The organism is Mycobacterium simulans, from assembly GCF_900232995.1.
Taxonomy (GTDB): domain Bacteria; phylum Actinomycetota; class Actinomycetes; order Mycobacteriales; family Mycobacteriaceae; genus Mycobacterium; species Mycobacterium simulans.
Window position 1 is genome coordinate 1,674,740 of sequence record NZ_OCVX01000003.1, and the last position, 12,966, is coordinate 1,687,705.

14 protein-coding genes and 1 pseudogene are annotated in these 12,966 nt (G+C 65.9%); 5 read left to right on the forward strand and 10 right to left on the reverse strand.

Going from position 1 to position 12,966, the window contains the following annotated elements; all coding sequences use genetic code 11:
• Position 1 precedes the first annotated feature (1 nt).
• The 3 genes from disA to MSIMFI_RS08425 are packed head-to-tail and all read right to left on the reverse strand — an operon-like array spanning position 2 to position 3,132.
• Positions 2–1,078 carry a DNA integrity scanning diadenylate cyclase DisA gene (gene disA / locus MSIMFI_RS08415; protein ID WP_191496862.1) on the reverse strand — a complete coding sequence of 359 codons (1,077 nt, stop codon included), beginning with the start codon at positions 1,076–1,078 and terminating at the stop codon, positions 2–4.
• 4 nt (positions 1,079–1,082) lie between these two features.
• Positions 1,083–2,525: a DNA repair protein RadA gene (radA, locus tag MSIMFI_RS08420; RefSeq protein ID WP_191496863.1), complete on the reverse strand. Its 1,443-nt coding sequence runs from the start codon at positions 2,523–2,525 to the stop codon at positions 1,083–1,085.
• Between the two features lie 49 nt (positions 2,526–2,574).
• A complete protein-coding gene (locus MSIMFI_RS08425; RefSeq protein ID WP_191496864.1) occupies positions 2,575–3,132 on the reverse strand; it encodes a hypothetical protein in 558 nt (185 codons plus the stop codon).
• A 276-nt stretch (positions 3,133–3,408) separates the two neighbouring features.
• On the opposite strand from MSIMFI_RS08425, the gene carD reads away from it, so the two are divergent.
• From carD to rlmB, 5 genes are all read left to right on the forward strand, one after another.
• Positions 3,409–3,897: an RNA polymerase-binding transcription factor CarD gene (gene carD / locus MSIMFI_RS08430; RefSeq protein WP_003419482.1), complete on the forward strand. Its 489-nt coding sequence runs from the start codon at positions 3,409–3,411 to the stop codon at positions 3,895–3,897.
• Positions 3,898–3,925: 28 nt separating this feature from the next.
• Complete coding sequence (gene ispD / locus MSIMFI_RS08435; protein ID WP_191496865.1) at positions 3,926–4,627, forward strand: 2-C-methyl-D-erythritol 4-phosphate cytidylyltransferase; 702 nt, start codon at positions 3,926–3,928, stop codon at positions 4,625–4,627.
• Positions 4,624–5,103, forward strand: a complete 480-nt coding sequence (gene ispF / locus MSIMFI_RS08440) for a 2-C-methyl-D-erythritol 2,4-cyclodiphosphate synthase (RefSeq protein ID WP_191496866.1) — start codon at positions 4,624–4,626, stop codon at positions 5,101–5,103. The genes ispD and ispF overlap by 4 nt, the downstream gene beginning before the upstream one ends.
• A gap of 134 nt (positions 5,104–5,237) precedes the next feature.
• A complete protein-coding gene (gene cysS / locus MSIMFI_RS08445) occupies positions 5,238–6,644 on the forward strand; it encodes a cysteine--tRNA ligase (protein ID WP_191496867.1) in 1,407 nt (468 codons plus the stop codon).
• Entirely contained in the window at positions 6,645–7,574 is a 930-nt protein-coding gene (rlmB, locus tag MSIMFI_RS08450; RefSeq protein WP_191496868.1) for a 23S rRNA (guanosine(2251)-2'-O)-methyltransferase RlmB, read from the forward strand.
• Positions 7,575–7,647: 73 nt separating this feature from the next.
• Here the strand turns inward: rlmB and MSIMFI_RS08455 are convergent, their stop codons facing one another.
• From MSIMFI_RS08455 to MSIMFI_RS08485, 7 genes and pseudogenes are all read right to left on the reverse strand, one after another.
• On the reverse strand, positions 7,648–8,892 hold the full coding sequence (locus tag MSIMFI_RS08455) for an SLC13 family permease (protein ID WP_191498085.1): 1,245 nt from the start codon (positions 8,890–8,892) through the stop codon (positions 7,648–7,650).
• Positions 8,893–8,906: 14 nt separating this feature from the next.
• Complete coding sequence (locus MSIMFI_RS08460; protein ID WP_191496869.1) at positions 8,907–9,845, reverse strand: MBL fold metallo-hydrolase; 939 nt, start codon at positions 9,843–9,845, stop codon at positions 8,907–8,909.
• Positions 9,846–9,898: 53 nt separating this feature from the next.
• Positions 9,899–9,973, reverse strand: a pseudogene (locus MSIMFI_RS08465) (LamB/YcsF family protein); the annotation flags it as partial.
• Positions 9,974–9,983: 10 nt separating this feature from the next.
• Positions 9,984–10,565, reverse strand: coding sequence for a sensor domain-containing protein (locus MSIMFI_RS08470; protein ID WP_191496870.1), 582 nt, complete (start codon positions 10,563–10,565; stop codon positions 9,984–9,986).
• A 26-nt stretch (positions 10,566–10,591) separates the two neighbouring features.
• A complete protein-coding gene (locus MSIMFI_RS08475) occupies positions 10,592–11,305 on the reverse strand; it encodes a sensor domain-containing protein (RefSeq protein WP_191496871.1) in 714 nt (237 codons plus the stop codon).
• A gap of 36 nt (positions 11,306–11,341) precedes the next feature.
• Complete coding sequence (locus MSIMFI_RS08480; protein WP_191496872.1) at positions 11,342–12,196, reverse strand: metal ABC transporter permease; 855 nt, start codon at positions 12,194–12,196, stop codon at positions 11,342–11,344.
• Positions 12,193–12,960: a metal ABC transporter ATP-binding protein gene (locus MSIMFI_RS08485; protein ID WP_191496873.1), complete on the reverse strand. Its 768-nt coding sequence runs from the start codon at positions 12,958–12,960 to the stop codon at positions 12,193–12,195. The genes MSIMFI_RS08480 and MSIMFI_RS08485 overlap by 4 nt, the downstream gene beginning before the upstream one ends.
• Between the last annotated feature and the right edge of the window lie 6 nt (positions 12,961–12,966).

The following is a 12,966-nucleotide window of genomic DNA, read 5'->3' on the forward strand; positions in this document are numbered from 1 at the left end:
CTCAGTGGTCGGCAATCGTCGACTCCGCCAGTTGTGACAACCCCTCGCGCACGTGGCGGGCCCACATAGCGCCGATTCCGTCGACGGATTGCAGGTCACTGGCGCTTGCCGCCAGGAGGCCTTGCAGCGTTCCGAATGATCGGACCAACAGGTCGACATGAGCGAACTGCAGCCTGGGGATCCCGGCCATCGCGCGGTACCCTCGTGGACTCAGCGCCGAATCCTGGGCCTCGGCCGTCGTTGGGTATCCGAAAATCTTTGCCAATGCCGTGAGCTCGAGCAGGTCGGAGTCCGACAGGGAATCGAGCTCGTCCAGGGTCGCATCGATTTGCACCTTGGACAGCGGTTCAGGGTTGGCGTGATAGTCCCGCACGATCAACTCCCGGGATATGTCGTTGCCTCCCAGCAACTCCTCCAGCTGTAGCCGCAGCTGACGCCCGTCGGTGCCGAGTTCGACGGCGTCGTAGTCGATCGCCAGACCGATGCGGCGCACCAGCTCGAGCCGCTGTACCACCGCCATCACGTCGCGCAGCGTGACGAAGTCTTCGATCTCCGCCCGCGAGAGTTGCCGGCTGACCTCATCGAGCCTGGTCTTGTACCGTTCCAGGGTTGCGATGGCCTGATTGGCTCGCGACAGGATGGTCGCCGAGTCGGTCAGCACATGGCGCTCCCCGCCAACGTAAACCGTCACAATGTTCATCGAATGGCTGACCGAGATCACCGGATAGCCGGTCTGGATCGCGGCCCGTTCCGCTGAGCGGTGACGTGTTCCTGACTCGTCGGTAGGTATGGACGGATCCGGGACCAGTTGCACGTTGGCCCGCACGATGCGGCTGCAGTCTGCGGACAGCACCACGGCGCCGTCCATTTTGCACAGCTCGCGCAGCCTCGTCGGCGCATACCGGACATCTAGGGAGAAGCCGCCGTCGCAGATGGCCTCGACGTTCTCGTCGTGGCCGAGCACGATCAGGGCACCGGTGCGGCCGCGCAGGATGCGTTCCAGGCCGTCTCGCAGCCCGGTGCCCGGTGCCAGGCGGGCGACGGCTTCGCGCAGGGTCGGACGAGTCACAGCGTGCATTCTGCTACGCCCGGCGGGCGTGCGATGGAGGAGTGTCTAGTCGATGCGGCCCAGCGGGGGTGCTGCTGCGGTGGTCGGCGATGTCGATCGTGTGCTCCAGCGCGGCGACGATGGTGGGTGCGGACAGGACACGCAGCCCCGGCGGGGCGGCGTCGCAGCCCGGTGGGATCAGCGCGATGTTGAACCCCTGACGGGCGGCTTCGGCTAGCCGCCGGTCCATGCCGTTGACCCGTCGCAGGTCGCCCGCCAGGCCCACCTCGCCGATCATCACCGCGGTGGTGGGTAGCGGCAAGTTCGCGTACGCCGAAGCCAGCGCGATCGCCACCGCGAGGTCCGACGACGGATCCGTCAACCGCATGCCGCCCACCGTGGACAGATAGATGTCGTTGACGGCGACGTTCAGCCGCGCATGCTTTTCCAGAACTGCGGTGATCATTGCGGCCCGGGCATTGTCTATCCCGCTGACTGCCCGCCGCGGCGAGCCGCCAGGTGGTGTTGCCAGCAATGCCTGAACTTCCCCGATCAGCGGCCGCTTTCCGTCGAGCTTTACCGTGATCGCGGTGCCGGGGACCGGTGTTGGCCGCTGGTCCAGAAACAGGTTCGACGGGTCGGCGACGCCTTCAATTCCGTTGTCGTGCAACAGGAAACATCCGACTTCGTCCGCCGCGCCGAATCGGTTCTTCACCCCGCGGACCATCCGCAACGTATCGTTGCGGTCGCCTTCGAAATGCAGCACCACATCGACGAGGTGCTCCAGGGAGCGAGGTCCGGCGATGGCCCCGTCCTTGGTGACGTGGCCGACAAGAATCAACGCGACCCCGTTGGCCTTGGCGGCGGCGGTCAGCGCAGCCGTCACGGCACGCACCTGCGTCACCCCACCCGCGACACCGTCGGCCTCGCTGGTGGACATCGTCTGCACGGAGTCCACGACGACCAATGCGGGCCGCACCACATCGATGTGGCCCAGCACGGCAAGCAGATCGGATTCGGCCGCCAGGTAGACCTCTCCGCCGCCGCAACCGATCCGATCGGCGCGGAGCCGGATCTGGCCGGCCGACTCCTCGCCGGAGACATACAGCGCGCGCTGCCCGGACTGTGCCCAGCGGTGGGCGACCTCGAGCAGCAGCGTCGATTTGCCTACTCCGGGATCACCGGCCAGCAGCGTCACCGAGCCGGGAACCACACCACCGCCGAGCACCCGGTCGAGTTCGGCTACGCCCGTGGGCCGGTGCCGGCTGAGGTTTGGCTGGACCGAACGGATCGGAACGGCTCGCGATGTCGGAGCTGCGGTGCGGCGGCCTTTGCCAACCCCCGCGCCCCCGACCGCACTCAGGATGGTCAATTCCTCGACGGTGCCCCAACTACCGCATTCCATGCAGCGCCCCACCCACTTGGCGGACAGATGGCGGCATTCCGAGCATCGGTACTGCGAACGCGTATTGACCACGCCCCGACCGTATCGGGAGGGTGTGACAGCTCCGAGATCGCCGAGATCGCTACGAATGGTTGGCCGGAGCCGGCGCCAGTTCTTGCGGCGTGGCCAGTCCGGCCGAAATAGGCACCATCACGCTTCCCTGACCGGCCTTTTCGAACTTGAAGGTGAAGTTGTAAGTGAGGCCGTTGCTGATGGGTTTGGTCAATACGATGCTCGCCTTCGCCGCCTCATTGGATGCCAGTGGGCCCGGCGCTACGACCTGACCGTCTGGCATACCGACAAAGAGCATCCCGCCGGCGGGCAGCCGCGCATCGCCGCTAATGGTCACCGTGCCGATGTCAGTGGTGATCCCCGTCAGCCGGTCCGCCAAATCCGGAGATTGGTTCACCGCGACCAGCACCAGGTTGACGGCTTTGCCGGGCTGGATGAAGTCGCCGGTCTGCACAGCCTGGATCCGGATATCGCGCAGGGCAACGTTATTGATGGTCACCTTGTTGCCGTTGACGGCGGGTTCCTGCATTGCGGTCTGGGATACCTGACCCGCGCCGCAGCCGCTGAGCGCGACGGCGGCCACCGCAATCAGGACGGTCGATGGGAGGCGGATCTTGAAGCGGTTCACTCAAAGCCTCCTGCTGGGCCGGGATCATCTTGGCTGCGGTCAACTATGCACAGTAGTAGCTAGGTGCCGTCGACGGTAGCGCAGCCCCGCGCCCACGCAGACGCTGCTGGGACGCCTGTTGCCAAGGTGACTGACCGCGCCGGAGCTTGTGCATTGCACGTCTTGGCCCGCCTGTCAACCCCCAATGTTCACCGGCGGTGCCCCTGACCTGCACCGTTGTTCGGCGGCCGTGAGAGGCCCGTGTTAGCATGTAGTAACGAAAGGGGCTCGAATCAGATGATTTTCAAGGTCGGCGACACCGTTGTCTACCCGCATCACGGTGCTGCGCTAGTCGAGGCGATCGAAACCCGGACCATCAAAGGGGAGCAAAAAGAATATCTCGTCTTGAAAGTGGCGCAGGGGGACCTGACCGTTCGAGTGCCCGCTGAGAACGCGGAATACGTCGGAGTTCGCGACGTCGTCGGCCAAGAAGGCCTCGACAAGGTTTTCCAGGTTTTGCGCGCACCGCACACCGAAGAGCCGACCAACTGGTCGCGCCGCTACAAGGCCAACCTCGAGAAGCTCGCTTCCGGGGATGTTAACAAGGTGGCCGAAGTGGTGCGCGACTTGTGGCGCCGCGACCAGGAACGGGGCTTGTCCGCCGGCGAGAAGCGGATGCTGGCCAAGGCCCGCCAGATTCTGGTCGGGGAACTGGCGCTGGCGGAGAGCACCGATGACGCCAAAGCGGAAACCATCCTCGACGAGGTTTTGGCGGCGGCTTCCTAAAGCGTCCTGAATACGCTCAGGGCTGTAGGTGGTCGGGGAATCGGGCACCGTAGTCGCAATCGTCCCTGCCGCAGGTTCGGGTGAGCGGCTGGCTGCCGGTGTGCCTAAAGCGTTTCGTCAGCTTGATGGGCAGTCCCTTGTGGAACGGGCCGTGCAGGCACTGCTCGATTCCGGGGTCGTCGACGCCGTCGTCGTAGCCGTACCCGCGGACCGCACCGACGAGGCAAAGCTGATCCTCGGCAGCAAGGCCACGATCGTGGCCGGCGGGGCCAACCGTAGCGAATCCGTCAGCTTGGCTTTAGCGGCTCTGTCTGGGGCTTCAGCGCCGGAGTTTGTGCTAGTGCATGACGCGGCACGGCCGCTGACGCCCCCGGCGTTGATTGCGCGTGTGGTTGACGCGTTGCGGTCCGGAAACGCCGCCGTGGTGCCCGCGTTGCCGGTCCCTGACACCATCAAGGCCGTGGACGCCAACGGGGTGGTGCTGGGCACACCCGAGCGTGCCGGCTTGCGGGCGGTGCAGACCCCGCAGGGGTTCGCAACCGACCTGCTGGTGCGCGCGTACCACGCCTATTCGGGCGCCAGGGAAGGCGACGCCGCCGGATTCACCGACGATGCGTCCCTGGTCGAACATATCGGTGCCCAGGTCCAAGTGGTGGACGGCGATCCGTTGGCGTTCAAGATCACTACCCAGCTGGATTTGTTGCTGGCCCAAGCGATTGTGCGCCGGTGATCGAGCTGCCACGCGTCGGCTTGGGCGTGGACGTGCACCCGATCGAACCCGGGCGGCCGTGTTGGCTGGTGGGGCTGCTGTTCCCGAGTGCCGATGGCTGCTCCGGCCACTCCGACGGTGACGTCGCCGCGCATGCGCTGTGCGACGCCGTGTTGTCGGCCGCGGGGCTCGGCGATATCGGCGACGTGTTCGGAGTCGACGATCCGCGCTGGGAAGGCGTCAGCGGCGCCGCGATGCTGCGCCATGTCGTCGGGCTTATCAATCAGCATGGATATCGGGTCGGCAACGCTGCCGTGCAGGTCATCGCTAACCGGCCGAAGATCGGCTGGCGCCGTCTGGAGGCGCAGGCGGTGCTGTCGCGCGACCTCAATGCGCCGGTCGCAGTATCGGCCACCACCACCGACGGGCTCGGCCTCACCGGGCGCGGCGAGGGTCGGGCCGCCATCGCGACGGCCTTGGTGGTTTCGCTTCGATAGCTCGCGGCGCGGCCCAATACCGCGCCGAGCGTCACGCTAGCGTGGCGCTGGGCGCCGACCGCCACGCTGACGTGACGCTCGCGAGCGCTCGCTGCGCGCGGATCGCGGCAATTGGCCAGGTAAGCTGGCACGTCGTGACCGATAGCGCCCGCTTGCGGCTACATGACACGGCGACCGGCGTCGTGCGTGACTTTGTTCCATTGCGCGATGGGCACGTCTCCATCTACCTGTGTGGCGCCACCGTGCAAGGGCTGCCGCACATCGGGCACGTCCGCAGCGGGGTGGCGTTCGACATCCTGCGCCGCTGGCTGCTTGCGCGCGGCTACGACGTCGCATTCATCCGCAACGTGACCGACATCGAAGACAAGATCCTGACCAAGGCCGCCGCGGCGGGCCGGCCGTGGTGGGAGTGGGCCGCCACCCACGAGCGCGCCTTCACCGCTGCCTACGACGCCCTGGATGTGATGCCGCCGTCGGCAGAACCCCGGGCCACCGGGCACATCACCCAGATGGTCGAAATGATCGAGCGCCTGATCGAGAGGGGCCACGCCTATGCCGCTGCCGGCGACGTCTACTTCGACGTCCTGAGCTACCCGGAGTACGGCCAGCTGTCCGGCCACAAGATCGACGACGTCCACCAGGGCGAGGGCGTCGCCGCCGGCAAGCGCGACCAGCGCGACTTCACCTTGTGGAAGGGCGAAAAGCCCGGCGAACCCTCGTGGCCGACGCCGTGGGGCCGCGGACGTCCAGGCTGGCACCTGGAGTGCTCGGCGATGGCCCGGGCCTATTTGGGACCCGAGTTCGATATCCATTGCGGCGGAATGGATTTGGTATTCCCCCATCATGAAAATGAAATCGCGCAGAGCCGCGCCGCCGGAGATGGCTTCGCCCGTTACTGGCTGCACAACGGCTGGGTGACGATGGGCGGGGAGAAGATGAGCAAGTCGTTGGGCAACGTGTTGTCCATACCGGTGATGTTGCAACGGATTCGGCCCGCCGAACTGCGCTACTACCTGGGCAGCGCCCATTACCGGTCGATGCTGGAATTCTCCGAGACCGCCCTGCAGGACGCGGTGAAAGCCTATGTGGGAGTGGAGGAATTCTTGCATCGGGTGCGCAGCCGCGCGGGTGCGGTCGTTCCGGGCGAGTGGACCCCGCGATTCGCCGAAGCGCTAGACGACGACCTCTCGGTCCCGATCGCACTGGCCGAGATTCACCATGCGCGCGCGGAAGGCAACCGGGCGCTCGACGCCGGCGACCACGACGGTGCGTTGAAGAGCGCCAGCGCAATTCGCGCGATGATGGGTATCCTGGGCTGTGACCCGCTCGACGAACGCTGGGAATCTCGCGACGAAACCTCGGCCGCACTGGCCGCAGTTGACGTGTTGGTTCGGGCCGAGCTGGAGAACCGGGAGAAGGCCCGCGAGCAGCGAAACTGGGCGCTGGCCGACGAGATCCGCGACCGACTCAAAAAGGCCGGCATCGAGGTCACCGATACCGCCGACGGGCCGCAGTGGTCGCTGGGTGGTGACAGTAAGTAGATGCCTGGTAACTCGCAGCGCCGGGGGGCCGTTCGCAAATCCGGCACCAAAAAAGGCCCTACGGTCGGGTCGGGGGGCCAGCGCCGTCGCGGTCTGGAAGGGCGTGGTCCCACACCGCCGGCGCATATGCGTCCTAACCATCCCGCAGCCAAGCGGGCCGCCAAACAGCCACGCCGTCCCGCCAAGCGCGTTGACGAAACCGAGACCGTACTCGGCCGCAACCCGGTGCTGGAATGCCTGCGCGCCGGCGTGCCGGCTACCGCGCTCTACGTCGCGCTCGGCACCGAAGCTGACCCGCGGCTGACCGAATCTGTTTCCCGGGCATCCGATTTGGGGATCTCAATTCTTGAGGTACCGCGCACCGATCTGGACCGGATGACCGCTAACCTCCTGCACCAGGGCATCGCGCTGCAGGTGCCGCCGTACAACTATGCACATCCGGACGACCTGCTGGCGGCCGCCATCAACGCGCCGCCGGCGCTTTTGGTCGCATTGGACAACATCTCCGATCCACGCAACCTCGGCGCGATCGTGCGGTCGGTGGCGGCGTTCGGTGGCCATGGCGTGCTGATCCCGCAACGTCGCTCGGCCTCTGTGACGGCGGTCGCGTGGCGCACCAGCGCCGGGGCGGCCGCCCGGATTCCGGTGGCACGGGCCACCAATCTCACTAGGACACTGAAGGATTGGGCCAATCGCGGGATGCGCGTGGTGGGCCTGGATGCCGGCGGCGACACCGCGCTGGACGACTTGGACGGCAACGACCCGCTGGTGGTGGTCGTCGGCTCGGAAGGCAAGGGGCTGTCCCGGTTGGTGCGGGAGAACTGCGACGAAGTCGTGTCCATCCCAATGGCAGGTCAGACCGAATCGCTGAACGCGTCCGTGGCCGCCGGGGTGGTGCTCGCGGAAATCGCCCGCCAGCGCAGGAGTTGACTTTTCCCGCGAGCAGACGCAAAAGCACCCGAAAACCGTGGTTTTCTGGGGCTTTTGTGTCTGCTCACGGGAGTTAGGAGATCCCTAAAAGCCGCACACTTGCCCACAGCGCGAGCACCGCGGCCACCAAAGCCGTAGGCACAGTAACGAACCCAAGCCGGGTGTATTCGCCGATGCTGGCCGCCGCGTTGTGCTTTCGTAGCACGCGCCGCCATAGCAGGTTGGACAGCGAGCCGACGTAGGTCAGGTTGGGCCCGATGTTGACCCCGATGAGCACCGCCAGGACGGCTGCGGGCCCGCCGCTTGCCGCCAGCGGCACCAGTACCAGCGTCGCGGGCAGGTTGTTGACCACATTGGCCAGCACCGCCGCCACCGCCGCGATACCGAGCAGTGCGGGCAGCCCCGAACCGGTCGGCAACACGGCACACATCTTGGTGGCGATCCCGTTCAGCATGACCGCGTGCACCACGACGCCGAGTGCGAGGACGAACACCAAAAACGACACGTTCACCGACCGCGCGATGTCTCGGACCGAGGTGTGCCTGCGCCATAGGCTTCGCACCGCCAATATCGACGCGCCGGCGAGCGCGGCCCACGCGGGGGCTATTCCCACCGACTCGGCAATGGCGAACCCGGCCAACGTTAGCGCTACCACCGCCAGAACAAACACCGGCGGCCGAGGTGGTGGACCGACTTGCTCACGATCGGGCTCGACGCGCAGATCCCGGGCGAAAAACCAGAGGAAGACCAGATACACCGTGGCCACCGCGGAAAGCCACGGCAACGCCATGAGCATGGTGAACCTGGTGAACGAGATATTGGCGACGTGGTATGCGAGCAGGTTGGTCAGGTTCGACACCGGCAACAGCAGCGAGGCGGCATTGGCCATGTGGGCGGTGGCGTATGCATAGGGGCGCACCGGCGTTCGCAGCCGCCGCACGGTGGCCAGCACCACCGGGGTTAACAACACCACCGTAGCGTCCAGGCTGAGCGCCGCGGTGATGATGGCGGCGATGACGAACACCTGCCGCAGCAAGCTGTGCGGACCGTCGCTGGTTCGCGCCATCGCGGCACCGGCCGCCTCGAACAGGCCCTCGTCGTCGCACAATTTGGCCAGCACCAGCACCGCACCCAAGAACGCGACCACCCCCGCCAGCCCGGACACCTGTGCCGCCGCCTGCTGCGGCGAGATCGCCCCGATCGCGATCAGGATGCCGGCCGCCGGCACCGCCGCCAGAGCCTCCGGCCAACCCCGCGGGCGGGCAACCGCGAACCCGAGGACAACGACAAGCAGTATCAGGGCAACGGTCAGCGTCAAGGTCTCATGTCGCTTCAGGCCCAGGGGTTCTCGCGCCGCCACACCGTCGGCATCTGCAGCGCGACGCCATCTGCTGTGGCCAGCTCGTCGAGGATACGGATGGATACGTCTAGGTCGTCGCCCGCATATGGCAAGGCCCGCAACGGCTTTGACAACGGGCGGAAGAAGTCGTCCCAGTGGATCAGAACCACACGGCGCGCGCCCACCGCCCGCACGATCTCGGTCCAGTACTCCACCAGGTACGACCGTGGCTGCAGGCCCAACTGGCCGACACTGAGATACACGACTTCGGCGCGTTGGGCGCGGCAGCCGTCCAACGCGCCCTTGACGTAACCCGCGCTGCCTTGAATCAGCAGCCGCCGCCCTGACGGCCGGTGGTGAATCAGCGTCGACCACGCTTCACCGCAGCGGTAGGCCGATGCCCGCACCGGCGGTATCACCGGTGCGCTGATCACCCCGGGAAACCTGTCGGGTGGGCAGTGGCGCGATTCCACCAGCGTTACTTCGTAGTCGCCCAACGTGATTGGCTCACCGGAAGCGGTAACGACAATTCGGTCCTCGGGCAGCCCGTATCCGCGCCCCACGTTGGCCGCGGACTCGCCGCCGATCAGCCGGGCGCCGGTGCGGTCGGCGACGAGCGCGGAGTCCATGACGTGGTCGATATGAGTGTGGACCGGGATGACGGCGAGAAGCCGGGAAACCTTGGCCCGCGCCAGACAGCCGTCGACGCGCGCCGCTGACGGTGACACTTTGCCGGCCGCCACCTTCGCCAGGCTGGGACGCGAGAAGTAGCCGTCGGTCATCAGCGCCGAGGATCCGTCGTCGATCAGCAGCGTCGCCACGCCCATCCATGTCACCGACAGCGGCGCATCGGTCTCCGCCGCAGGCACGCTGAACCGATCCGAATACCGGACGAGGTCGGGGCGACTAAGTCTTAGGCGGTTCAGCCGCATTAGCGGGGCGCCTTGGTCGGCGAATCGCCATGCACGCAAATCGATTCCACAGTGATGGCATCTACATCACCGCGGCGCCAAACGCCGAATCCCTGGCCCAAGTCGGCATTGAGGTCGATAGCAGCCACGCAGGCTAGCTTATTGCGGGATCCTGGCGATTACCTGATCCAGGAGATTGTTGACGGCCGCGGTGCTGTCCTTATTGAGCAAGCACACCCGCGCCTCGATGAAGACCGAGTCTTGTACAGCCATCGCATGCGTGCACGCCCACCGCGGGTCTTCTTCCTGGCGCAGCAACACGTCCATGCGGGAGCCGCTGCCCCGAACGGATCCGGTGTCCATGGAACTGTGATTGCCGTTGGAGGAGTGAAAGCTGTATCGCCAGCCACTGTTGGAGTAGACCGACATATCCGCGATCGAGCCGATGCCTATGCACGTTCGGTCGTCAATGATCGTCGCCGCATCCGACGTGTTGTTGATCGTGCCGACCGAGACCATGTTCGTACCGCCGACCAGACCGACGATCTGGTCCCCAGTCAGCAGCAAGCCTTCGAGTACCGACACGCCAATAATGCGCGGTGTTGGGCCGGTGGTGGCGGTCGTCGTGGTGTGGCCGAGGGTCGTCGCTGGTAGCGCGGTTCCAGAGACCGTGGCGGTGCATCCCGCGACCGCCAACACCGCTGCAAGCAGGATGGCCGGCCATCGAATTGCCCTGCACATACCCTTGCTCAGACTGACTTCAGCGCCTACTGCTTAGCGGCCTTGGCCGCAATCTGGTTAGCGATATCGATTGCCGTCGAACTGTTTTGGCTATAGGCGCACGTCACGATGTCGATGGCGATGTTGTTGCGAACCGTCAGGGCGCGCTGACAGTCCCATCCCTCGCCACCTTCTTGGACCTGCGAGGTGCTGAGAGTTCCGTTATCGCTTGTCACGCCGGCCACGGTCCAGATGGTGTCGGGCTGATTTGGGCCGACATCGCTAAACCGGCGGTTCGAACAGGAATTCCAGCTCTGCACCTGATCGCTGTAGAACGAGTTGGCGTCTCGGGCGCTGGGGAATCCGACGACCGCCTGAATGGCGTAGTGACTGCGCCTCTTGGAGTCGTCCACGCTGTCGTCGAGTCGCTGGCCGCGCATAGCGGTCCACCCGGTGCCGGCATACACCTTGTCTTGAGCGGGGCCGTCTATGGCCAGGCAGTTCTTGTCGGCTACGTTCTTGCTCCAGTCCCACATCGCTTTGGCGTTGAACCACACCTTCATCGACGTGGCACCCAGCTCGGCGTTGATCTGCCCGGGGTCAAGCAGCAGCCCGTCCAGGGCTGAGACCGGAATCGGCGTTTGATTCATCGGGCCCGACGTGTCGGCGGCGACGGGACTGCCGTCAACGGTGTCCGTGCAAGCGGCGACAAGCACGCACGCGCCGGCCAGCGCGGCGATCGTGGCTATTTGCTGGCGCACTGCTTCCTCCCCGAACTATGTGCGACAAGCTTAATCTCAGAGCTGCCGATGGCGCCCGAGCAACCAGCAAATCAGATAGATCAGGAACGAGATGGTCGCCACGAATACCGATACGGGGACCCCGGGTGCCAGCGACAGCACGATGCCTCCGACGGCGGCGACCTCGGCGAACGCTACCGAGGTCACGATCGCCGGGGCCGGCGCGGCGACCACCCGGGCGGCTGCCGCGGCGGGTGTGATCAGCAACGACATCACCAGTAGCGCCCCGACGATCTGCACAGCCTGGGCCGCCACCACACCGACCAATGCGGCAAACACGATACCCAGGGCGCGCACCGGCACACCGCGTGCGGCGGCCACCTCCGGATCGACGCTGGCGAACAGCAGCGGTCGATAGCAAACCGCCAATACCGTGATGACAACCAGGCAAACCACCGCCAGCATGGCCAGCCCGGAGTAGCCCACCCCGACGATCTGTCCGGTCAGCAGTGCGAAGCTAGTCCCGGTCCGGCCCGGGTAGAGATGGATGAACAGCACCGCCAGGCCCAGCCCGAACGCCAGCACCACGCCGATCACCGAATCGCGCTCCCTGGCGCGTTGGCCGAGAATGCCGAACATCGCCGCGGCCAGGGCGCTGCCTATCAGCGCGCCCACACCCACTCCGAAGCCGGCGAGTAGGGCGAATGCGGCTCCGGTCAGCGACAATTCGCTCGAACCGTGTACGGCGAACGACATTTGCCGCATTACGATGAACGGCCCAATCAGTCCGGCCACCAGGCCCAGTAGTGCGGCCGCGACCAGTGCTTGTTGAACGAAGTCGTGCCTGAGCAGGTGGACAGTCAGATCGAAGGAGAACAAATGGTCCAGCATGTCGGCGAGCCGGTCGTTCATGTGGGCTCGCCGACTACGACATAGCGGGTGCGGTTGTCTTTGACGACCTTGACCACCTCGATGTCGGACCGGTAAAGCGCTGACAGTGTCTCCGAGGTCATCACCTGCTCCACGGTGCCGATCCGGAATCGGCCGTCGACCAGATAGAGCACCCGGTCCACATACGGCAAGATCGGGTTGACCTCATGGGTGACGACGATCACCGCGGTTCCGGCTTCCCGACGGCGTTGATCGATCAGCGCTGCGACGAGGTTGGCGTTAGCCGGATCCAGGGTCAAGAGCGGCTCGGCGCACAGCATCAGTGTCGGGTTGCCGGCTAGCGCCTGGGCGACGCGCACCCGCTGCAGCTCCCCGCCCGACATGAGCCCGACCCGAACGTTGGCTAGGTGTTCCCCGTTGACCTGTCGCAGCGCCAGCCGCACCGCCTCGCGCCGGCGGTCCCGGCCTGCGGATCGCACCGGCGTGGCACCCCAGCGGCACCCGTCGACGCCCAGCTGGACCAGGTCGCGCCCGCGCAGCATTACTTCCCGATCGATCGGATGGTGTTGCGGCACAAAACCTATGCGGCCATTCACGACCACGAGGCCGGCAGTGAGCGGCAATTGTCCGAGCAGCACCTTGAGCAGCGACGTCTTGCCGGTGCCGTTTGGGCCCAGCACCGCGATGAACTCCCCGGGCGACACCGACAGGTCGAGTTGATCCCAGAGCACGCGATCACCGAAAGCCAATCTGGCGCCGGTGAGCGCGACCGCTTGGTGGCTCACGGTCGG

Bases quoted from the DNA above. Each gene is read 5' to 3' on its own strand.
- MSIMFI_RS08460 (WP_191496869.1), bottom strand. From the start codon at position 9,845: ATGCGGCTGAACCGCCTAAGACTTAGTCGCCCCGACCTCGTCCGGTAT.
- MSIMFI_RS08470 (WP_191496870.1), bottom strand. From the start codon at position 10,565: ATGTGCAGGGCAATTCGATGGCCGGCCATCCTGCTTGCAGCGGTGTTG.
- rlmB (WP_191496868.1), top strand. From the start codon at position 6,645: ATGCCTGGTAACTCGCAGCGCCGGGGGGCCGTTCGCAAATCCGGCACC.
- disA (WP_191496862.1), bottom strand. From the start codon at position 1,078: ATGCACGCTGTGACTCGTCCGACCCTGCGCGAAGCCGTCGCCCGCCTG.
- MSIMFI_RS08480 (WP_191496872.1), bottom strand. From the start codon at position 12,196: ATGAACGACCGGCTCGCCGACATGCTGGACCATTTGTTCTCCTTCGAT.
- carD (WP_003419482.1), top strand. From the start codon at position 3,409: ATGATTTTCAAGGTCGGCGACACCGTTGTCTACCCGCATCACGGTGCT.